This is a genomic window from Haloarcula sp. CGMCC 1.6347 (genome assembly GCF_037078395.1).
GTDB classification, from domain to species: domain Archaea; phylum Halobacteriota; class Halobacteria; order Halobacteriales; family Haloarculaceae; genus Haloarcula; species Haloarcula amylolytica.
In genome coordinates this window covers 1188017-1208370 of record NZ_JAYMGX010000002.1, presented here as the reverse complement: position 1 = coordinate 1208370, position 20354 = coordinate 1188017, and the positions used below count along the sequence as shown (strand labels likewise).

Annotated in this window: 22 protein-coding genes; 11 read left to right on the top strand and 11 right to left on the bottom strand. The window is 65.7% G+C overall.

Translation table 11 applies throughout. The features are described 5' to 3' along the window. Positions 1-5: 5 nt before the first annotated feature. Positions 6-404, bottom strand: coding sequence for a hypothetical protein (locus VI340_RS14680; RefSeq protein ID WP_064288557.1), 399 nt, complete (start codon positions 402-404; stop codon positions 6-8). Between the two features lie 201 nt (positions 405-605). Between VI340_RS14680 and VI340_RS14675 the strand changes: the two genes are divergently transcribed. Next, positions 606-1781, top strand: coding sequence for an aspartate kinase (locus VI340_RS14675; RefSeq protein WP_008307221.1), 1176 nt, complete (start codon positions 606-608; stop codon positions 1779-1781). A gap of 14 nt (positions 1782-1795) precedes the next feature. Here VI340_RS14675 and fer read toward each other — a convergent pair whose 3' ends face one another. From fer to VI340_RS14660, 3 genes are all read right to left on the bottom strand, one after another. Beyond that, the gene (fer, locus tag VI340_RS14670) at positions 1796-2464 is read right to left on the bottom strand and encodes a ferredoxin Fer (RefSeq protein ID WP_336358624.1); all 669 of its coding nucleotides are present in this window, start codon (positions 2462-2464) and stop codon (positions 1796-1798) included. Positions 2465-2554: 90 nt separating this feature from the next. Next, positions 2555-3253 (bottom strand): metallophosphoesterase family protein, encoded by a 699-nt coding sequence (locus VI340_RS14665; RefSeq protein ID WP_008307223.1) that lies wholly within the window; start codon positions 3251-3253, stop codon positions 2555-2557. A gap of 76 nt (positions 3254-3329) precedes the next feature. Continuing rightward, positions 3330-3938, bottom strand: coding sequence for an IMP cyclohydrolase (locus VI340_RS14660; RefSeq protein ID WP_336329502.1), 609 nt, complete (start codon positions 3936-3938; stop codon positions 3330-3332). Positions 3939-4577: 639 nt separating this feature from the next. Here VI340_RS14660 and VI340_RS14655 point away from each other — a divergent pair. Then, a complete protein-coding gene (locus tag VI340_RS14655) occupies positions 4578-5009 on the top strand; it encodes a universal stress protein (RefSeq protein WP_008307225.1) in 432 nt (143 codons plus the stop codon). Positions 5010-5041: 32 nt separating this feature from the next. Here the strand turns inward: VI340_RS14655 and VI340_RS14650 are convergent, their stop codons facing one another. Further along, positions 5042-6235, bottom strand: a complete 1194-nt coding sequence (locus VI340_RS14650) for an inorganic phosphate transporter (protein ID WP_336329501.1) — start codon at positions 6233-6235, stop codon at positions 5042-5044. Positions 6236-6392: 157 nt separating this feature from the next. Between VI340_RS14650 and VI340_RS14645 the strand changes: the two genes are divergently transcribed. The 5 genes from VI340_RS14645 (at position 6393) to leuS (ending at position 14629) form a co-directional block, all read left to right on the top strand. Continuing rightward, a complete protein-coding gene (locus VI340_RS14645; RefSeq protein ID WP_442905125.1) occupies positions 6393-7559 on the top strand; it encodes a BMP family lipoprotein in 1167 nt (388 codons plus the stop codon). 173 nt (positions 7560-7732) lie between these two features. Beyond that, positions 7733-9289, top strand: a complete 1557-nt coding sequence (locus tag VI340_RS14640) for an ABC transporter ATP-binding protein (protein WP_008307228.1) — start codon at positions 7733-7735, stop codon at positions 9287-9289. After that, complete coding sequence (locus VI340_RS14635) at positions 9286-10566, top strand: ABC transporter permease (RefSeq protein WP_008307229.1); 1281 nt, start codon at positions 9286-9288, stop codon at positions 10564-10566. The genes VI340_RS14640 and VI340_RS14635 overlap by 4 nt, the downstream gene beginning before the upstream one ends. 10 nt (positions 10567-10576) lie before the next feature. Continuing rightward, entirely contained in the window at positions 10577-11623 is a 1047-nt protein-coding gene (locus tag VI340_RS14630; protein WP_008307230.1) for an ABC transporter permease, read from the top strand. A gap of 327 nt (positions 11624-11950) precedes the next feature. Then, positions 11951-14629 (top strand): leucine--tRNA ligase, encoded by a 2679-nt coding sequence (gene leuS / locus VI340_RS14625; protein WP_336358622.1) that lies wholly within the window; start codon positions 11951-11953, stop codon positions 14627-14629. Here leuS and VI340_RS14620 read toward each other — a convergent pair whose 3' ends face one another. Both VI340_RS14620 and VI340_RS14615 read right to left on the bottom strand, forming a co-directional pair. Further along, a complete protein-coding gene (locus VI340_RS14620; RefSeq protein WP_336358621.1) occupies positions 14630-15079 on the bottom strand; it encodes a GIY-YIG nuclease family protein in 450 nt (149 codons plus the stop codon). 8 nt (positions 15080-15087) lie between these two features. Beyond that, positions 15088-15378: a hypothetical protein gene (locus VI340_RS14615; protein WP_336358620.1), complete on the bottom strand. Its 291-nt coding sequence runs from the start codon at positions 15376-15378 to the stop codon at positions 15088-15090. Between the two features lie 90 nt (positions 15379-15468). On the opposite strand from VI340_RS14615, the gene VI340_RS14610 reads away from it, so the two are divergent. The 3 genes from VI340_RS14610 to VI340_RS14600 all read left to right on the top strand — a co-directional run bounded on the left by VI340_RS14610 (position 15469) and on the right by VI340_RS14600 (position 16841). Further along, complete coding sequence (locus tag VI340_RS14610) at positions 15469-16101, top strand: rhomboid family intramembrane serine protease (protein ID WP_336358733.1); 633 nt, start codon at positions 15469-15471, stop codon at positions 16099-16101. A gap of 117 nt (positions 16102-16218) precedes the next feature. Then, positions 16219-16386 (top strand): DUF7837 family putative zinc-binding protein, encoded by a 168-nt coding sequence (locus VI340_RS14605; protein WP_008307235.1) that lies wholly within the window; start codon positions 16219-16221, stop codon positions 16384-16386. Between the two features lie 149 nt (positions 16387-16535). Beyond that, the gene (locus VI340_RS14600; RefSeq protein ID WP_239642247.1) at positions 16536-16841 is read left to right on the top strand and encodes a hypothetical protein; all 306 of its coding nucleotides are present in this window, start codon (positions 16536-16538) and stop codon (positions 16839-16841) included. Between the two features lie 100 nt (positions 16842-16941). Here the strand turns inward: VI340_RS14600 and VI340_RS14595 are convergent, their stop codons facing one another. Further along, positions 16942-17679, bottom strand: coding sequence for a ribonuclease H-like domain-containing protein (locus VI340_RS14595; protein ID WP_008307237.1), 738 nt, complete (start codon positions 17677-17679; stop codon positions 16942-16944). 391 nt (positions 17680-18070) lie between these two features. On the opposite strand from VI340_RS14595, the gene VI340_RS14590 reads away from it, so the two are divergent. Beyond that, complete coding sequence (locus tag VI340_RS14590) at positions 18071-18445, top strand: universal stress protein (protein ID WP_008307238.1); 375 nt, start codon at positions 18071-18073, stop codon at positions 18443-18445. Here VI340_RS14590 and VI340_RS14585 read toward each other — a convergent pair. From VI340_RS14585 to VI340_RS14575, 3 genes are read right to left on the bottom strand one after another with little or no spacing between them, the layout of a single operon-like run. Next, a complete protein-coding gene (locus VI340_RS14585) occupies positions 18442-19170 on the bottom strand; it encodes a ParA family protein (RefSeq protein WP_008307239.1) in 729 nt (242 codons plus the stop codon). The genes VI340_RS14590 and VI340_RS14585 overlap by 4 nt on opposite strands. A 42-nt stretch (positions 19171-19212) precedes the next feature. After that, a complete protein-coding gene (locus tag VI340_RS14580; protein ID WP_008307240.1) occupies positions 19213-19641 on the bottom strand; it encodes an HIT family protein in 429 nt (142 codons plus the stop codon). 34 nt (positions 19642-19675) lie between these two features. Then, complete coding sequence (locus tag VI340_RS14575) at positions 19676-20299, bottom strand: uracil-DNA glycosylase (protein WP_336358619.1); 624 nt, start codon at positions 20297-20299, stop codon at positions 19676-19678. Between the last annotated feature and the right edge of the window lie 55 nt (positions 20300-20354).

Here is a 20354-nt window from a genome sequence, read left to right as displayed (position 1 = left end):
GCCGGTCAGTGCTCCGCTCGCTCCGGCTCTAACCGGTAGCGCGTCGTCTCCTGTCCGTCGAACCGGGGGCCGTTTCCGGTGGAGGTGAACCCGACCGCCTCGACGGCGGCCCGGACTTCTGACTCGTCTTCCGGCAGCAGTAGCTCCACGGACATGTGTTCCCGGCGCGCGAACTCGATAGGGTCGGTCAGGAGTACTTCGCAGGCGTCGCTCGACCCGGCCAGCTGCGTTACGTGGACGGTCCCACGCTCGGCGTCGAAGCTCACGAACCCCACGATGTCGTCGTCCTCCTCGGCCACGCGGACGGTGCGGTCGTGAACGAGGTTCTGCATTACGTCCGGCGGCCCGTCAGCGAGGGTGGCCAGTCGCTCGGCGTCGTCCTCGATAGCGTCGCGGATATCCATGCATATGTGTGGGAACCCCACGCAAATAAACGGTGTGTCGGACGCTTCGGGTCGCGTTCGCTTCCGTAGCAATAGGTCGTCACGCGACGGACTCTGTCGGGTCCTGCCGACAGTGCGGTGTGGAAACAGATGGACACAGTTATCCCGAGCGACGGATAACGCGAGGGCAATGACTCACGTACACATGGACACGGTGGTAGCATGCGCGTAGTCGCCAAGTTCGGTGGGACGAGCCTCGGCAGCGGCGACCGCATCAACCGGGCCGCTGACTCGATTGCTGCGGCCGTCCAGCAGGGCCACGAGGTCGCCGTCGTCGCCTCGGCGATGGGCAACACGACCGACGAACTGCTCGACGAGATCAACTACGACGCCGACTCCGCGGACCGCGCCGAAATCGTCTCGATGGGCGAACGGACCTCCGTCCGGATGCTCAAAGGGGCACTCGCCGCCCGCGGCATCGAGGCCGTCTTCCTCGAACCCGGCAGCGAGGACTGGCCGATCATCACCGACGAGTACGGCGAGGTCGACGTCGAGGAGACACAGAAGCGCGCCCACGCGCTGGCCGGCCAGCTCAAGGACGTCGTCCCGGTCATCACCGGCTTCCTGGCACAAGACTATCAGGGCAACGTGACGACGCTCGGCCGCGGCGGCTCCGACACGAGCGCCGTGATGATGGGCGACTACATGGACGCCGACGAAGTCGTCATCGTCACCGACGTCGAGGGTGTCATGACCGGGGACCCGCGTGTCGTCGAAGGCGCACGGAACGTCGGCAAAATCTCCGTCGACGAACTCCGTTCGCTGTCGTTCCGCGGGGCCGAGGTGGTCGCGCCGTCGGCGCTGTCGTACAAGAGCGACGACCTCGGCGTTCGCGTCGTCCACTACCAGCACGGCGACCTGCTCGCCGGTGGCACGTCCATCGAGGGCGAGTTCCAGAACCTCATCGACCTGCAGGAACAGCCCATCGCCTGCGTGACCGTCGCCGGCCGCGCTATCCGGAACAGTCCGGGCATCCTCGCGGACCTGGCCAGCGCTATCGCCGACGAGGAGATAAATATCGAGGCCAACTCCTCGGGAATGGACTCGCTGACGTTCTACGTCGACGAAGACGACGCCGAGGAAGCCGAAGCACTGCTGCACGCCCGTATCGTCGACGACGAGACGCTCTCGTCGGTCACCGTCGAGGACGATATCGCCGTCATCCGTGTCACCGGCGGCGATCCGAGCCAGTCGGCGCTCGCCCATCAGGTCGTCGCACCGTTGGCCGACGCTCACATCCACCTCTACGACGTGATCACGTCCGCGACGTCGGTCTCGGTGTTCGTTCCGTGGGAGGACCGCGAACAGGCCCTCTCGCTCGTACAGGACGTGTTCTGACCGCTGGGTTCTTTTTAATCGGTCGAGGAGGCCTGCTCGAACCGACTCGCGGGCAGCAGGAGTTCGCTGACTTCGGGAAGGTGTTTCAGGTTGTAGACGATCCTCGCGTCGTCAGACACCGGTGCGGCGATACACGAGAGCCGAATCCCCTTCTCGGTGAGGTCCGGCGGGAGAATGTGGCTCGCCGGCGACGGCATCTCGCCCTCGACGACCGCGACGGCACAGTTCGTACACGCGCCGCCGCGACAGGCAAAGGGCCACGCGAAACCGTTCTTCTCGGCCGCTTCCAGCAGCGTGTCGTTCGGATCGACGTAGAACCGCCCGAAATCAGACGACCGCAGGTTCGCGTCGGCGGCTTTCTCGAACAGGTCATCGTCTTCGAGCGCCCAGCCGTGGTCCTCCAGCACCTCGAAGTTGAGAAACTCCACCAGCGGGTCGTCCGGTTCCGGCGGGGCTTGCTCGGTCTCGGACCCGGGTTCGGCCGTCGGTGACTCGTCCGGCAGCGGGTCCCCGGGCTCGTAGCCGTTCTGCAGTCGCTCGTAGGCGTCTTTGACCGCCTGGAACTCCTCCGTCGAGCCGCCCTGGTCCGGGTGGGCTTCCTTCACCCGCTCGCGGTACGCATCGACGATCTCCCCGTCGTCCGCGTCCGGCGGAATTCCGAGGACCTCGAATGGGGACTCCACACCACACGGTAGCGGTCACGGACATAAATTCCCTCCTCCCGCTGCAGTTTCTGCAGGCTGCCGGCAACAGGCGACGTACACTCCCTGTGGCTACCGGCCCTGCGTCAACCGGAAGCCGATTTGCCGCGGCAGGTCAGCGTCGGTAACCGCGTCGATGACCTCGCTCGTGTCGTAGGCCACGCGGTGCTCCTCGACAGTCAGGTCCGCGAGGTCGAGCACGGCGTAGGCCGCCCGGTGGTCCTTGTCGCGGGGCTGGCCCACGCTGCCGGGGTTCATCACGATGCCGTCCTCGTACACCTCGTGGTGTTGATGGTGTGTGTGCCCCATCACGAGTACGTCCTCGTCGCCCAGCAGGTCCGGGCCGAACTCCTCGGGGTAGGTGTAGTGGTCCGGGTCGTCAGGGTGGCCGTGGACGAGTTTTACCCGGTCGTCACAGACGCGGCGCTCGTCGGGCAGCGCCGCCAGCCACTCGATCTGCTCGTCGGATAACTGCTCCGTGGCGTGTTCGACGCCGGCCTGTGCCATCCCGTTGAACGCGAACGGCGTCTCGGCGGCGACCGCCCTGTCGTGGTTGCCCATCACCGTCGGGACTTCTTCGGTCGGCCAGGGAACGTCCGCTGGGAGCCCATCGGTGTGCCCCCGCATCGCGTCGACACAGTCGGCGTGCCAGGGGTTGTAGCCGACCACGTCGCCCGCACAGACCAGCCTGTCGACCGGCGGCATGTCCGCAAGCACCGCCGCTAGCGCCACCCGATTGCCGTGGATATCAGAGAGTATGCCGAGTTTCATTGCTAGTGTCTACCCCCTGTGGGGTCTTGAGTGTCGGTCCTGACTCAGTATCTGTGCCCGCTGTGCGGCCATCCGCTCACTCCCCGTTGTACACTGCCACGTCGAACTCGCCCGCTGACCCCGCGACGCCGGCCGAACAGACGGCGTGCTCGTACTCGTGGTCGTACACCTCGCGGGCCACCTCGCCGGCCTCGGTCGCAGCCAGGTCGAACGCCGTCGGGCTGTTCTCCTCGTAGGTCGCCACCAGCGTCGGCTCGGTGACCTCCTCGACCAGCAGCGCGTCTCGGCGGACGGTCCCGATGACCGCTCCCGGCCCGTCGGCGTTGGTCGTCGGGTCCGCCCCGTCGACGCCGACGATGCCGGCGACCCGTGGCGTGTCGTAGTCGTCCTTCTCGAAGTCGAGCGAGAGGAGCGGCTCCGCGATAGCGTCCCGTGCCGGATAGCCGAGTTCGAGCTTCTCCGCGATTGGGTCGACGTGGGAACCGTTCCCGACGACCGCGCCGTGCTCAGTGACGCGGACGCCGTTGTAGGAGATGTATGGGTTGTCCGTCTCCGGGGCGTCCGGCGTCGGCTCGACGGTCACCGTGCCGTCGCGCTGTACTGTCTGGCGGTTGGGGAACGAGCGCGAGGAGACGCGGTACGCGCCGACCTCGGGACTGACGACGACGAATCGTCCAACGTACATATGCGGGTGTGCACAGCACCCCGAAAAAGCGCTGTCGATGTTCGGCTCCGCGGGGTTCCACCTGAAGTGAGAGTGGGGAGCGGATTTGAGGGCTGGTGGCATACGCCATACGGCGATGAATCGCGCAACGCTTACAAAGGGGCACCCGATACTGTAGAGTGCGCACAGTCCATTGGGGTAGAGGCCAATCCTGAAGCCTTCTGGGGGCTTCGACCCTGGTTCGAATCCAGGATGGACTACTCTTGTCGCGAACAAACCGTGAGCGACAGTGTCGTGATTAGTGGATTCGAACCCCGCCAGTCGCGCGCAGCGAAGCGAGCACGTCTGGCTCCGGTTCGAATCCAGGATGGACTACTCTTGTCGCGAACAAACCGTGAGCGACAGCGTCGTGATTAGTGGATTCGAGCCCTGGAAGACGAGCGAAGCGAGTCTTCCTCCGGTTCGAATCCAGGATGGACTATTTCTGCGGCGAGCAAACTGGCGAGCCGCGAAATCGTAATTACTGATTCGAAACCTACCAGTCGCACACAGCGAAGCGAGTCTTCCACTGGTTCGAACTCATGTGGGACGGGCTTGACACACATCTGGCAAGCGCCGGCTTGCCCGTGGCTACTTGTAGCTTCCTGCCAGAGAGAACATATGGCACCGACGCACGTCCTCGTCCCGCTGGACGGCTCACCGCTGGCTGACGAGGCGCTGACGTACGCGCTGGAGACGTTCGACTGTCGGATTACGGTCCTGAACGTCGTCGCGCCGCTCGATACCGGAATGAGTGAAGGTGGGATGCTCGAACCGGGCGCGGATCGCCGGGCGGCGGCCGACGAGCGGGCCGCGACTCTCGTCGACCGGGCGTCACAGCAGGCCAGCGAGGCCGGTCAACAGGTCGAGACGGCCGTCGAGACCGGTAATCCAGCCGAAACGATCCTGGACTACGTCGAGGCGGTCGACGTGGACCAGGTGGTGATGGGTGGTCACGGCGGGACGCGAAACGAGATCGCCCGGCGGTTGCTCGGGACCGTTGCGACGGCGGTCGTCAGCGAAGCGCCGGTGACGGTGACGGTCGTCCGGTAGCCGTCGACCCGGAGACAGCACGCGGGACCGTCTCAGGCCTGGCTGCCGAGGGCCGCTTCCAGCACCTGATACACGCCGAAGCCGAGCGCGACGCTGGTGACGAGCGTGATGAGCCAGAACCCGACAGTCACGCCGATCTTCCGGCGCGAGACACCAGCGGAGCCACCGGCCAGGCCGCCGCCGATGACCCCGGAGATGATGATGTTATTGAACGAGATGGGGATGCCCAGCGCGATGGCAGCCTGCGCGATGATGAAGCCGGGGACCAGTGCGGCGATTGAGCGCCGGACGCCCAGCTGTGCGTACTCGCGGGAGGTCGCCTGTAGCAGGCGGGGCGCGCCCATCCACGCACCCCCGAGGATACCCACCGCACCGAGTGCCAGCAACACGAACCCGGGCAGGCCGAGTTCGGCGCGGTAGAGGTTCTCCAGTGGTCCGGTCGCGAGGCCGACCTGACTCCCGCCACTGGAGAAGGCGACGACGCTGCCGAGAACGACGAGAAAGGTCTTGATACCCTTGTCGACGGAGGCCTGGGTCTGCAGGCGGATGTAGTAGAAGCTCCCGGCGGCAACCAGCAGCGTCGCGGCGACGGCGGCGATATCCGTTCCGGTGACCATCGCGGCGAAGCCGGCCAGCGAGCCCTGGTCGGTGCCGGCCGGCGACGGGATGATGCTCAACTGGACGTTGGCGACGATACCGCCGACGACGCCGGCGAGTAACGGGACTCCGACCGTCTCGGGGATGTCGTCCCGGCGCAACACGGTCGCGGTGAGATAGGCCAGGCTCCCCGACACTGGCGGGACGAGCAGCCAGAACGTGACGATGCGGCGGTAGGTGTCGAAGACCGGCTGGCCGCCCAGCGAGAGCCCGACGCCGACCATCGCGCCCGTCGTTGCGAACGCCGCCGGAACGGGGTAGCCCGAGTAGATCCCGAACGCCATGAACCCCGTCGCGGTCAACAGGCCGGCAATGGCCGCGAGCGATGTGATGGCGACACCGTCGATGAGGCCGGCTCCGACTGTCTCGGAGATACTCCCGCCCTGGGTCAGTGCGCCCAGCGCGGCGAGGATGCCGATCATGAAGGCGGCGCGCATCGTCGAAATGGCGTTCGCGCCGATAGCCGGGGCGAAGGGCGGTGAGTTGCTGTTCGCACCGAGTGTCCAGGCTGTCACCAGCCCGGTGAGCGTCGCGAGGGCGACCAGCGCCCCGAAGACGACGGTAGTCACCGCGTGCTGGGCCCCGTCAGGGCCTGCCAGTTGCTGCTGTGTGAACGCGACCAGACTGTCATTGCCAGCCGTTCACACCCAGTACATAAAATGTCCGCGGCGTCGGTATCGACAGCCGATCGGCCCGCCTTGCCATGATTTGTCGCCGATGTGGCTAATGTGCGACACCGAAGTCTTTAACGCCTATCGACACCGCTGGTGGGACATGTCACAGCGGAGACGCACGTTCATCAGTAGTGTTGGTACCGCAACTGCAATCGGGTTAGCCGGATGCCTCGGTGGCGATGGCGGGGACGGCGGCGGAGGCGACGGCGGGGACACCGACAGCGATGGCGGGGACGGCGGCGACAGCGGCCCGGCCGCTCGTGTCGGAATGGTGTACGCGACGGGCGGGCTCGGTGACGGGTCGTTCAACGACCAGGCTCAGACCGGCGCTATCCGGGCGGCAGACGAGCTGAGTATCGAATACGACGAGTCTCAGCCGGAAGCGGTACAGGACTTCGGCAGCCTCCAGCAGCAGTACGCGCAGTCCTCGAACCCGGACTACGACCTCGTCTGCTGTATCGGCTTCCTGCAGGCGGACGCCCTTACAGAAACCGCCGAACAATACCCGGACCAGAATTTCATGATCGTCGACTCCGTCGTCGAGGCGGACAACGTCGGCTCGTACGTGTTCGGTGAGCATCAGGGCTCGTTCCTCATCGGACTGATGGCCGCTAAGCTGACCAGTCAGGACTTCTCGGCTGGAGCCGGATCCACGCAGGGTGACTCCGCGAGCGTCGGCTTCGTCGGCGGCGTCGAGGGTGACCTCATCGGCCGCTTCGAAGCCGGCTACAAAGCCGGCGTCAAGCACGCGGAGGAGGACGTCGAGGTACAGTCGGCCTACGTCGGCGACTTCAACGACCCCTCCGGCGGACAGGAGGCGGCCCTCTCGATGTACGAATCCGGTGCGGACATCGTCTACCACGCGGCCGGCAACACCGGGACTGGCGTGTTCCGTGCGGCACAGGAGGCGGGGCGCTTCGCAGTCGGCGTCGACCGCGACCAGTCGGTCACGAAAGAGGACTTCAGCGACGTCATCCTCGCGAGTATGGTCAAACGCGTCGACAACGCGGTGTACACGTCGGTCGAATCGGTCGTCAACGACAACTTCGAGGGCGGTGCCGTGAACACGCTCGGTCTCGAACAGAACGGTGTCGAAGCGGTGTACGGCCAGCAGATCGGCTCGGAGATCCCACAGGGCGTCAAAGACGAGGTGTCCGAGGTCCGCCAGAGCATCATCGACGGCGACATCAGCGTGCCGACTGACCCCGACAATGCCTGAGACGGATTGTTAAAGCGATTTGTCGATCTGTTCCGCCCCGCGGTCGGAATTATCCGAAAATAATATACAACAACCCGTCCCAGTCACCGCGGCCACACACGCAGTTGCCGCATATTTTTGCCAGACATGTGGAACCGTGAAGTTAAAACAACGGGAAGGTAACGGCTCAGAGTATGGAACAGGCCGTCCACCTCGATGGTATTACAAAGCGGTTTCCGGGGGTAGTCGCGAATGACGACGTTGATCTGGCGGTTGAGAAGGGGACGGTTCACGCACTGCTCGGCGAGAACGGTGCGGGAAAAACCACCCTGATGAACGTCCTCTACGGGCTCTACCAGCCCACCGAGGGGACGGTCAACGTGCACGGCGAGACACAGCAGTTCGACTCGCCGCGCGACGCCATCGACGAGGGTGTCGGTATGATCCACCAGCACTTCATGCTGGTCGATCCGATGACCGTCACCGAAAACATCACGCTTGGGAACGAGCCCCGCAAGTGGCTTGGACTCACGGTTGACAGTGAACAGTCCCGAGAACAGGTACGTGAACTGTCCGAGCGATACGGGTTCGACGTGGACCCCGACGCCCGCATCGAAGACGTCGGCGTCGGCGTCCAACAGCGCGTCGAGATCCTCAAAGCGCTCTACCGCGGCGCAGACGTCCTGATTCTGGACGAACCGACGGCAGTACTCACGCCACAGGAAGTCGAGGACCTCTTTCGCGTGCTCGAAGAGCTGACCGACCAGGGCAAGACGATTATCTTCATCACGCACAAGCTCGGCGAGGCGATGGAGGCTGCCGACGAAATCACCGTCCTGCGCGAGGGGAAAAACGTCGGGACGGTGCCCGCCGACGATATTACTCGGGAGGAACTGGCCGAGATGATGGTCGGCCGGGAGGTGCTGCTGGATCTCGACCGGGAGCCCGCCGAGCCGGGCCGGTCTATCCTCGACGTCGATGACCTCGTCGTGGAGGACGACCGGGGCGTCCGCGCGGTCGACGGGATTTCGCTCGAGGTCCGGGCCGGCGAGGTACTCGGTATCGCTGGCGTCGACGGGAACGGCCAGTCGGAACTGGTCGAAGCGATCACCGGGCTCCAGATGCCTGACGAGGGGACGATAACGTACGACGACGTCGACCGGACCACCGACAGCCGTCGGGAGCGCATCGAGGCCGGGCTGGCCTACATCCCGGAAGACCGACAGGAGCGGGGACTGGTGATGGACTTCGACCTCGTCGAGAACGGCCTGCTGGGGAGCCAGCACGCGGCCGACTACACCTCGAAGGGGCGCATCGACTGGAACCACACGCGCGACCACGCGGAGGAGATAATCGAAGAGTACGACGTTCGGCCGCCGGATGCCAACGCCCACGCCAAGTCCCTCTCCGGCGGGAACCAGCAGAAGTTCGTCGTCGGCCGGGAGTTCGCCCGGGACCCGCGTCTCGTCGTCGCCTCCCACCCCACCCGTGGCGTGGACGTAGGGTCGATGGAGTTCATCCACGATCAGATCAACGCGCTCCGCGAAGCAGGACGGGCCGTGTTGCTCATCTCCTCGAACCTCGACGAGGTCCAGTCGCTCTCGGACCGTCTCGCCGTCGTCTACGAGGGCGAGATCGTCGACATCGTCGACCCCGAGCGCGTGACCGAGGAACAGCTCGGACTGCTGATGGCCGGGCAGCAACCTGACGCCGTCCCGACCATTGCGGCGAACGGGGAGGGTCACCAATGAGCGACGACGGCCCGTCGCGGAACGGCGACGACCCGCCGGCACCGGCCTCGGACGACCGATGGTCACAGTACCGGCAGCGACTCATCAGGCTGGGCCAGACCTCCGTCGGCGAGCGGATTCTCATCGCCGTCTCGGCGCTGTTGCTCTCTCTCGTCGTCGGGACGATTATCGTCACCGCTGCGGGACTGATGGCGACGTGCCGGTCGCCGGTCCTTACCTTCGGTTCCACGACGCTGTGCTACGACCCGTTCTACGTGTTCAACCGCCTGTTCCTCGGCGCACTGGGTGACCCCTTCACGGGCGGCTGGTCGCCGCTGAACGCGCAGTTCGCGGCGACACTCCGGGAGACGACGATTCTGGTGTTCACCGGACTCTCGGTGGCCTTAGCCTTCCGTGCGGGCATCTTCAACATCGGGACGCAGGGCCAGCTCATCATCGGCGCGCTGGCGGCCGCACTGACGGTGCTGTGGGCCGGTTCACTGGTCTCCGGAACGATCGCGCTCGTTCTGTTCATCCCGCTCGGGCTGCTCGCCGGCGCAATCGGTGGCGGCCTCTACGGTGCGATACCCGGCGCGTTGAAAGCTTACGCCGACGCGAACGAGGTAATTACCACTATCATGCTCAACTTCGTCGCTGTCCGGGTCTCGCTGTATCTCGTCCGGAACCACTTCGCCGACCCGACGAGCCAGGCGACACAGACCCGAACACTGCCCGTCGAGGGGCAGTTCCCCTCGATACTGTTCGACCCGCGGACGGACTTCTCCTTGCTCGCGCTCCTGATTGCGCTCGTGTTCGTCGGCGGCGTCTACTACCTGCTCGAACACACGGCCTTCGGCTACGACCTGCGGACCGCCGGCATCCAGCCCGCGGCCGCGGAGTACGGCGGTGTCGACTCCGCCCGGACCATCCTGACCTCGCTGACGCTGTCCGGTGCGCTCGGCGGCATCGGTGGGGCCGTGTTCGTGATGATGACCCTCGGGAAGTTCCAGACTGGCATCCCGAGCTACGGCTTCGACGGGATCACCGTCTCTATCCTCGCCGGCAACAACCCCATCGGGGCCGTCTTCGCCGCGTTCCTCTTCGGCGTCCTCAAATCCGGGTCGAACGTGGTGGCGTTCGCGACTAACGTGCCGCCACAGTTGGTCGGTGTCCTGCGCGGGCTCATCATCCTGTTCGTCGCGATGCCGGAGTTCTTCCGTATCATCGGTCGGCGGCTCGCAAGGGGACAGAGCGACAGACAGGCCACCGCGACCGCGGGAGGTGGTGCCGATGACTAACGACAGCGCAATGGATCGGCTCTCGTCGATGTCAGGCCGGCTGTTCATCGCCGCCGCGGCGGTCCTCTCACTGGCCGTCCTCGCCGGCTTCGGCCTCCTTGCGCCGGCGTCGACGCCCGGGCAGATATTCTGGGTACTGGCCTCGAAATCGACGCTGTCCTCGACGCTACGGCTCTCGGTCCCGATCGTGCTCGCCGCGCTCGGTGGTATCTTCGCCGAGAAGAGCGGCATCATCAACATCGGGCTCGAAGGCCTGCTCATCATCTCGGCCTTCGCAGCTATCTTCGGGGCCGACGCCACCGGGTCGCTGTGGCTCGGGTTCCTCATCGGCATCGTCGCGTCGACGCTGCTCGCTGCCGTGTTCGCCGTCGTCTGTATCGAGTTCCGCGCCGACCAGATCATCGCCGGCCTGGCCGTCTGGCTCATCGCGCTCGGCCTCGCGCCGTTCGCCTCGCAGGTGTTCTACGGCGGGCCGAACACCAGCAACGTCGGCACCTTCGATACGATAACAGTCCCAGCGCTGGCCGACATCCCGTTCTTCGGCGCGCTGTTCGACGCCTCGCCCGCGGTGTACATCATGTTCCTCGCCGTGGCGGCGTCGTGGTACGTGCTGAACCGCACCACCTTCGGCCGCTGGGTCCGGGCCGCCGGCGAGAACCCGAAGGCGCTGGACACCGCTGGCGTCGACGTGTCCCGCGTCCGCTACGCAGCCGTCCTCCTCTCCGGCGTTCTCTCGGGGATGGGCGGGGCCGCGCTGGCCATCAACATCGGCCAGTTCACCGGCAACGGCCCGACGATGGTCAACGGCAAGGGGTTCATCGCCATCGTCGCCTATCTGTTCGGCAACTACAACCCGGTCGGCGCGCTGCTGTCGACGACGCTGTTTGCCGGCCTCGATGCCGTCCAGTTGCGCCTCCAGACGGCCGATGTCATCGCCGTCCCCGATTCACTGGTCCAGGCCATTCCGTTCGTCGCCGTCATCGTCGTCCTCGCGCTGGTGGGCAAAACCCGCCTGCCAGAAGCCGCTGGCGAGCACTACGAGTCCGGCGAGGAATGAGCTAGGAACAACCTTCTCTGGACTTGTTTCTGCCCGCAGCAGTTGATCGAATGCGAACAGCCAGAAAGCCCCTGCCGTCTCGGCTCCCGCGACTCGCTGTCGTTCGAGAGAGCGAAGCTCTCTCGTGATGACGAAAGACGCTTCGCGTCTTTCGAACCACCCCCGAGTTCAGCCAGGGCGAGAGCTTCGCTCTCGCGGGCAATCGGACGCTGCGCGTCCGATGACAGCCGGGGCTTTCTGGCTGTACACAACCACTGTCTCACTACGACTCGCCACCTTTCCTAGCCGAACACTCATGTGCGCGGCAGGCACAGGACGAGGTAGCAAATGTCGCGCCGATATGACCACGCCCGGGTTCAAGAGTACTGGCAGCAGGCCTGGGAGCGAGACGAGGTCTTCGAGTGCCCCACTGACGCCGCGGACCCGACGTACGTGCTGGGGATGTTCCCCTACACGTCCGGCTCACTGCACATGGGACACATCCGGAACTACGCTATCACCGACGCGTACGCCCGATACCGGCGGATGGCAGGCGACGACGTACTCCACCCGATGGGGTGGGACGCCTTCGGCCTGCCGGCGGAGAACGCGGCCTACGAGCGGGACACCGACCCCGAGTCCTGGACTCGGACGTGTATCGACCAGATGAAAGACGACCTCCGGGAGATGGGCTTTGGCTACGACTGGTCCCGGGAGATCACCACCTGCGACCCCGAGTACTACCAGTGGAACCAGTGGCTGTTTACCCAGTTCTACGACGAGGGACTGGTCGATTACGGCGCGGCGACGGTAAACTGGTGTCCGGATTGTGAGACGGTGCTTGCTGACGCACAGGTCGAGACGCCGCCGGAAGCGGACGAAGGCGAGACGACTGCCGGCACCGGCCACAGCCACACTCACGGCGGCGGCGTCTGCTGGCGCTGTGGCACCGGCGTCGAGCAGCGCGACCTCGACCAGTGGTTCTTCGCCATCACCGACTACGCCGAGGAGCTGTATCACGGGCTGGACGACCTGGAGGGCTGGCCCGACGGCGTGCGGGACAGCCAGCGCAACTGGATCGGCCGCCAGGAGGGCGCTCGCGTCTCGTTTACCGTCGGCCACGACGACCACGACACCGTCGAGGCGTTCACGACGCGACTCGACACGGTGTACGGCGCGACGTATCTGGCGCTCTCGCCGGGCCACGACCTCGCGCGAGCGCTGGCCGACGAGGACGACGCCGTCGCCGAGTACGTGGAATCAGTGGCGAGCACGGACGACGCCGGGATGAGCGGCGTCGAGACGGACCGCACCGCGACCCACCCGTACACCGGCGCGGAACTGCCGGTGTACGTCGCGGCATACGTGCTGGACGACGTGGGCACGGGCGCGGTCATGGGCGTGCCGGCCCACAACGAGCAGGACCACGCCTTCGCCGCGGAGCACGACCTGCCCGTGGAACAGGCTGTCGAACCGGTCGACGGCAGCGGAACGGACCTCCCGCACGCGCCCTACACCGGTGACGGGATGCTCACGGACAGCGGCGAGTACGACGGCCTCGCCAGTTCCGCCGCCCGCGAGCGCCTGCGCGAACACGAAGCTGCCGAGTCCGCGGTGACCTACCGCCTGCGGGACTGGCTCATCTCCCGCCAGCGCTACTGGGGGACGCCGATTCCCATCGTCCACTGCGACGACTGCGGCCACGTCCCGGTTCCCGAGGACGACCTGCCGGTGGAACTGCCCGACTACGTCCAGACGACCGGGAATCCACTCGATGCCGCTGAGGAGTGGAAACAGACGATCTGTCCCGACTGCGGGGCCGACGCGGAGCGGGAGACGGACACGATGGACACGTTCGTCGACTCTTCGTGGTACTTCCTCAGGTACCTCTCGCCGCATTTCGAAGATGCTCCCTTCGACCAGGAAACCGCCGACGAGTGGCTCCCGGTCGACGTGTACGTCGGCGGCGAGGAACACGCGGTGCTCCACCTGCTGTACATTCGATTCTTCACAAGGGCACTCTCAGATATCGGCCTGCTCGACCGTGAGGAACCGGTCGAGCGACTCATCAATCAGGGGACGGTGCTGCACAGCGGCGAGAAGATGTCCAAGTCCAAGGGCAACGACATCGCGCCCCACGAGTACGGGGCCGAGACGACGCGGCTGTTCGTCCTCTCGGCAGCCCACCCCTCCCAGGACTTCGAGTGGACCGTCAAGGATGTCTCGACGGCCTACGACTTCCAGCAGACGCTGTATCGGCTCGTCACGGAGTACACTGACAGAACGGAGACTCGAACCGAGAGCACTGACCACGACGCCTACCTGGAGCGGGAAATCGACCGGACAATCGCGGCCGTCACCGAGGAGTACGACCGCTTCCGCTTCCATCGGGTCATCGGCGAAATACAGCGTTTCGCCCGGCTGTTAGGGCGCTACGCGGGCTACGACCGGCCCTACCAGTTCGCCTACGGCCGCGGCCTGCGGGTGCTCGCCGGCCTCGTCGCGCCTATCGCCCCCTTCCTCGCCGAGGAGATGTGGCAGCTGCTCGACGAGGACGGCCTCGTCGCCGAGAGCCGGTGGCCGGAACCGCTCCGGGACGTGGACGACTACCGCATCGAGCGCCAGGTCGTCCGGCAGACCCTCGACGACGTGCGCGAAATCACGGAGGTTGTCGACATCGAGGCGCCGAACGAGATCGAACTCGTCGTCGCCGCCGACTGGAAGTACCGGGCCTACGAGATCGCCCGCGAGTCGGACCCCGAGGACGCTATCGTCGGCGAGATCATGGCCGACGACGCCATCAAACAGCACGGCGACACCGCGGCCGAGTTCGCCGACCGCCTGGCCGACCGCGGCGCCGGACTCGAACCGATAATCGACGGCGAGCGCGAACTCGATACGCTCCAGCAGGCCGCGTGGCTGTTCGAAGACGAGTTCGGCTGTGACGTCGTCGTCCGACGGGCCGCACCTGACGACGACCTCGCGGCCAAAGCGCGACCGAACAAGCCCGCGATTCACATCTCCTGACTACTCGGTCGCGGCCGCCGTTTCCGCTTGGGCGGCCTCGTGGGCGTCGGTCACCGCGCTGACCAGTTGCTCCCGCTGCTCGTGGTAAATCAGGTGTGAGCGGCAGTCACAGTCCGAGCAGCCGAAGGCATCGACGCGGTCGAACCCTTCCGCTGACGGTCCGTCGACCCGCTGGGCGACGGCGCACTCGACGTCGGCCTCGGTCGTGACGACCCGGTCGACGGCCGTCGCCGCGTCGCCCAGCAGGTAGTCGATGTGCCAGTGTCGGGTGTCGTTGTCGCCGGCGGCGACCGCGCGGTGGCGGTCGATGCGACCGAAGCCGCCGCTACCCAGCGCACTCCCGGTGTAGGCGTACCAGCCCGCCGGGAACTCGATTTCGCCCAGCGCGCCGACCGCAATCGACTCGCTGGCATCCCGTTCGAGAATCAGCGTGTAGGTTCCGCCGGGCATGTGCCCGCTCAGGTCCCGATGTCGGGGTCGGCGGCGATCTCGCCGAACCCGTCGATACGGAACGCCCGGGAGTCGGTGCAGTCCTCGTTCTCGGCGGCGAGTTCGCCGATGACCCAGTTGAACTGGCGGTCGAACCCGTCGTAAGGCGCGTCCGCGAGCAGGTCGGTGACGCGGTCGCTCGTCAGATCCTCGTCGTACTCCTCGGCGAAGGCGGCGATGTTCTCGGCGGCTGTCTGTGCGATTTCCTCGTCGGTCTCGTCGGCGAACGCCGTGGTGAGGGCATCGGTCAGCTCGGACATACGCGACATAACGCGACGATGCCACGTATGCGTTCTGAAACGGGGGGCTGTCCGAGCGTTTCTTGTATCGAGGGCGACAATATCGGCGCAATGAAGCCGCTGCGACAAAGCCCCACCGTGGTCACGCTGGCCGTCATCGTCGCTGTGTTCCTCGCACAGCAAGCTGCCGGCGTGGTGACCGCCCCGCGGAGCCTGTTCGCCCTCTCGCCCCCGCTGCTCAGTCGTCCCTGGACGCTCGTCACCAGCGTGTACGCCCACGCCGGTCCGTCGCATCTCCTCGCAAACGCCGTCGGGCTGGCTCTCGCTGGGGTCGTCCTCGAACGCCGGACGTCGCCGCTCCGGTTCCACGCCTTCTTCGTCTCGACCGGCGCGCTCGCCGGCGTCTCACAGGTCTCGATTACCAGTCTCGTCGGCCCGCTCGTTCCTGGGATGGTCAGCCACGTCTCCGTGCTCGGGGCCAGCGGCGCGGTGTTTGCCCTCTTCGGCTACCTGCTCGCTGCCAACCGCCTGACCGATACTGTCATCGGGGGCTTCGAACTCGCGCCGCGCGTCCAGTTGGCGCTGGCCGGCATTGTTGCCGCCGCAATCACCCTCGCGACCGCGAACCCCGGCGTCGCGCTTATCGCACACTTCACCGGCTTTTTGCTAGGGTTCCTTGCCGGGCGCGTCCACCTGCTGCGGCCGACGGACTCGTCACAGACGCCAGAGGCCGCCAACTACTGAGCAGCACGTCGTTCCGAGACAGCTTCGCCACGCCAGTTCTGATAGGACGCTGCTGATACTGGCCCCACACTTCGTAGGAGCCTGGTAACAATATGTACTGAGCGCGTAGCGCAGTGTATGTGGGACAGTGACATAGAAACGGCCGACCCACCGCTGGGGAGGTGTCCGGCCTGTGACGTGAGGATTCCCGCGACGAATCTCGTCATCGCGTACGACACGGCTGGCGACTGGCCGCGGATGCTCGCGACGTGCCCGGATTGTGAGGGCGCGGTGAATCCGGTGTGATTCCTGCTGGAACAGACATGACAGAAACCGTGGACGTGAATACACATAGACACGCCGAAGCGGCCGCCTATATGTGTAACAACCACCGATTAGGTGCGGTATACTGTTGTTTCGACCAATGATACCGAGGCCAGACAGGGTGAGTGACGGTGGGGTCATCGAGCAGCGATAACCCCCCGCTACCCCACCAGAGCGACACCGATAGATTACGACCGACGGACACCGGCCGATACCTCGATACGCTCGTGTTTGCGGTCCGCGGGCTCTGGACCGTGACGCTCGTCGGTGTCCGACCGTTCGCGTTCTGGGGAGCCGTACTACTGCCGCTGTTGTATCTCCCGTCGCTCTACGGCGTCGGCATCGGACAGGATACGGCGCTGTTCCTCGAACTCGTTGCCTGGCACGTCGCTTCTATCGTTCTCGGACACGGGCATACGCCCTTCTGGAGTCGATAACTCGATACGCCTGGGTTCATCAGGATCATTTGATATTCCGTCACACTTCCACACTCCACTCGAAACAATGGGGGTATGGTGACGGTTCACGACCGGTTTGTCAGCCGACGAAAACCTGCTCGTCAAGCCGCTGAGTGGCGGTTTCGGCCAGCGTCTTGAGGTTCACCGTATCCTCCTGATTGTATGATACCAGTGTTTCGAGTGCACCGTCTCGGCCCTGTTCGTGTTCCCGCCAGAGCCGTACCGCGTCTCGCCCCGAAATGTCCGGTCGGTCCCGCTCGATGCCGATGTCTTTCTCGACCTGTTTGAGGCCGCCGGAGAGGCCGATTTTCTTGCAGGTGTACATCAGGTCCAGATGCGGGCGGTCGAGGTCGACGTCGAAGTTCGCTTCGAGGAAGGGCACGTCGAATCGCTTGCCGTTGAACGTCACCAGCAGGTCCGCGCCGTCGAACGCGGCCCGAAGGTTCTCCGCGGTCAGGTCGTCGCCGGCGATGAGCGTCTGTGTTTCCCCGTTCTGGTGGAGGCTCACCGTGGTCACCTGATTCCGGTCCTGGTCGAGTCCGGTCGTCTCGATGTCGAAGAAACAGGCCCGCTCGCGGAAAGTCTCGTACAGCCGCCAGCGCTCGCTGTTCGGGAACGCGTGGTCGAAGTAGGTCACGTCGGTCTCGGCCACGCGGTCCCGCCCCTCGTCGATGAACTGCTGGATGCGGTCGCCGCGCTGGCCGCCGACGACGGACGGTTCGAACTCGTCCCAGTGAGTCACGCCCTGCTCCCAGATCGACCGCTCGGTCTTCTCCCCGACGCCGTCGGTGCCGATGAAACTGTTCTCGACGCGCACGCTCTCGGGTACAGGTTGGGCTGTATGTAAGCCCGTCGGTGCGCGTGACAGGCGACCGGAGCGTCATGTCCCACCCGGCCTACCGTCCACACATCGGAAGGATGCTGTCGTACACTGATTGACTTTCCACGGAGACGACGACTGTGCTATCGCAACTGTCACACACTGACTGGGGCCGGCCGAACGTCCGCTCACAGAACGGACAGACGAACCGTACCGGGTCCGGGGTTTCGGATAGGGGCATGGCTTCGCAAGGAGTCCCGTATATGAGTAGCCAGCCGCTATGTGTATGCTACGCCCCGATTCTGTTGCTATCTGTATAGTTGTCCTTCGCTGTGGTGCGCTGCTGACGAGCGAAAGCACGAAGCCGAGCGACGCCACAGTGTAGCCCATGACGACGTTTCTGCTCGCCACCAACTCGGTTCACGTTACTGCGGCCGCCGCTGACTACCTCCAGAAGCGCCTCGATCCGGCAGCTGATGACGACATCGTCGTGGTCGCCGTCCGCGACCCTGATGCTCCGCCGCGTGACGCGGGTGACGCAGTCAATGTCGCCCGCTCGCGACTCGCGTCGTTTATGCCCGTAACGGAAACGAAAGACGGTGAGCCCGTGACGGAGATACTGGCGGCGATTGACGAACACGACCCGGACGAACTCCTCATCGGCCCGAGCCGCGGGACCGACGGTAGCGATGGTATCGGTTCGACGGGCCGGGACCTCCTGACCCGCGTTGACCGCCCAGTCATCGTCCTCCCACTTCCCTAGCGGGAGAACAGGCCGTCGTCCTCGAAGGTCAGGCCGAGGTCGACATCAAGCAGGTCCTCGGCCATCGCAGCGACGGTCGGTGCGACATCGGAATCGGGGTCCGTCGCAAGTGGTCTGGACGCGCCCGCGCCGATGTGCGGAACCGTGTGTGCGGCGTCCTCGACGGGTTCGCTGTCATCGCCGTGGACACGCGTCGCGACGACGGCAGAGGCCGGCGCACCGATGTCTCGAAGCCGGCCCTGCTGTCTCGGAAGGAGGTCGCCGCCGCGCCGGCTGGCTGGCACCACGAGCGCCCGCCGCTGTGCGGTCGTGGCAGCGGCGACGCCCTGATTCGACGCAATCGGCGGCACGTCGAGCAGGACGTGGTCGTAGCGACCGGCCACCTCCTCGATAACCCGTTCGAGCGTCTGTGCGCTCTCGGCCGTTTTCGCCCGCGCGAGGCGCTCGAACGGCGCGTGGGCCGGACAGAGCGCGACCCGCCCGTCGGCGTCGATATCCCACTCGAACAGCGCGTCGTCGACCGGCACGTCGCCGACGGCCACCGCAGTCACGTCGGCGTCGAGCCGCCCGTCGACGTACGTTGCCAGCCCCTGCGTGCCGAAGGCCGCGTCGACGACGGCGACGGACCGCCCACCCCGGGCCAGCGTCGCCGCCGTTTCGACTGTCAGCCTGGTCGTTCCAGCCCCACCGGTACACCCCACGAACGCGAGCGTCGGAACCCCCATGCGTCGCTGTTGGATTATCTTTCGATAAAAAGATACGGAATTTTACGCCTGCTCGGCCACGATGTCGTCCTCGATGTCGTCTAGTTCGTCGTCGGAGAGGTCAGGACGGTCGGTGACCAGCGCGTGGATCGGCCGGCCGCCGTCGTCTTCGAACCGCGGGACGATGTGGCCGTGGACGTGCGGGACTTCCTGGCCGGCCGCCTCGCCGTTGTTGAACGCGACCGTGCTGGCGGGGGCGTCGACGGCCGCCTCGACGGCGGGGACGAGTTCGTGCAGGGTCGACAGCACCTCGCCCGCCACGTCAGCCGGCGTGTCGTTCAGCCGTTCGTGGTGGGCCTTCGGGATGACGAGCGTGTGCCCCGGCGAGAGGGGATTTGCATCGAGGAACGCGAACACGGTGTCGTCCTCGTAGACGGTTCGGCTCGGGATGTCACCGGCGACAATCTGGCAGAAGATGCAGTCCTCGCTCATGGTCGTCCCTGTGTCCGGCGGTCACAAGAAGGTTCTAGGTGTCATCGACACTGGTGACCGTGTCGGCGATGGCCGCCGTGTACTCGTCGTAACTGTAGCCCAGCCGCGAGAGCCAGACCTCCTGATACGAGGGGTGGAGCAGCGGGACCACGGGAACGCTCAGCGCCTCGCTCTGCAGCGGGTCGAGCACGCTGTCGAGAAACCCGTCGAGGCTGTCGTCGTCCAGCGCCAGCACGGTCTTCGTCGCGTGCTTGCCGGTGGTCAGCACCGCCGCTGGCTCGATTGCTTCGACTTCCTCGACGAGGGAGGGGCGGCAGTTCGCCAACTCCGCGTCGGTCGGGTCGCGGTTCTCCGGCGGATGGCACTTCACGGCGTTGGTGTAGTAGCAGTCGTCGTGGCCGAACCCGGCGTCGGCGAGCACTTGCCGGACTTTCCGGCCGGAGCGCCGCGAGGTGTAGGCCATCCCGGTCAGGTTGCCGCCCCGCCACTGCTCGGCGTCGGGGTCCCCCTCGGCCGGGCCCTCGCCGATGACCACGAGGTCGGCCGACGGCGGTCCGTTGCCCCACGAGATGCAGGTCCGGCTCTCGGCGAGTTCGGGACAGCGCTGGCAGTCTTCCGCGAGGGCGTTTCGCTCCGCTCCCTCCGGCAACTCTGGCACGTTCGGTGTGAGGGCTGTGAAGGGCAAATCGGTGGCGGTCAGCGCACGATTCAGT

Coding starts and splice junctions, on each gene's coding strand:
- VI340_RS14680 (WP_064288557.1), bottom strand. CDS start 404: ATGGATATCCGCGACGCTATCGAGGACGACGCCGAGCGACTGGCCACC.
- VI340_RS14675 (WP_008307221.1), top strand. CDS start 606: ATGCGCGTAGTCGCCAAGTTCGGTGGGACGAGCCTCGGCAGCGGCGAC.
- VI340_RS14665 (WP_008307223.1), bottom strand. CDS start 3,253: ATGAAACTCGGCATACTCTCTGATATCCACGGCAATCGGGTGGCGCTA.
- VI340_RS14660 (WP_336329502.1), bottom strand. CDS start 3,938: ATGTACGTTGGACGATTCGTCGTCGTCAGTCCCGAGGTCGGCGCGTAC.
- VI340_RS14655 (WP_008307225.1), top strand. CDS start 4,578: ATGGCACCGACGCACGTCCTCGTCCCGCTGGACGGCTCACCGCTGGCT.
- VI340_RS14645 (WP_442905125.1), top strand. CDS start 6,393: ATGTGCGACACCGAAGTCTTTAACGCCTATCGACACCGCTGGTGGGAC.
- VI340_RS14640 (WP_008307228.1), top strand. CDS start 7,733: ATGGAACAGGCCGTCCACCTCGATGGTATTACAAAGCGGTTTCCGGGG.
- VI340_RS14635 (WP_008307229.1), top strand. CDS start 9,286: ATGAGCGACGACGGCCCGTCGCGGAACGGCGACGACCCGCCGGCACCG.
- VI340_RS14630 (WP_008307230.1), top strand. CDS start 10,577: ATGGATCGGCTCTCGTCGATGTCAGGCCGGCTGTTCATCGCCGCCGCG.
- leuS (WP_336358622.1), top strand. CDS start 11,951: ATGTCGCGCCGATATGACCACGCCCGGGTTCAAGAGTACTGGCAGCAG.
- VI340_RS14620 (WP_336358621.1), bottom strand. CDS start 15,079: ATGCCCGGCGGAACCTACACGCTGATTCTCGAACGGGATGCCAGCGAG.
- VI340_RS14615 (WP_336358620.1), bottom strand. CDS start 15,378: ATGTCCGAGCTGACCGATGCCCTCACCACGGCGTTCGCCGACGAGACC.
- VI340_RS14610 (WP_336358733.1), top strand. CDS start 15,469: ATGAAGCCGCTGCGACAAAGCCCCACCGTGGTCACGCTGGCCGTCATC.
- VI340_RS14605 (WP_008307235.1), top strand. CDS start 16,219: ATGTGGGACAGTGACATAGAAACGGCCGACCCACCGCTGGGGAGGTGT.
- VI340_RS14590 (WP_008307238.1), top strand. CDS start 18,071: ATGACGACGTTTCTGCTCGCCACCAACTCGGTTCACGTTACTGCGGCC.
- VI340_RS14585 (WP_008307239.1), bottom strand. CDS start 19,170: ATGGGGGTTCCGACGCTCGCGTTCGTGGGGTGTACCGGTGGGGCTGGA.
- VI340_RS14580 (WP_008307240.1), bottom strand. CDS start 19,641: ATGAGCGAGGACTGCATCTTCTGCCAGATTGTCGCCGGTGACATCCCG.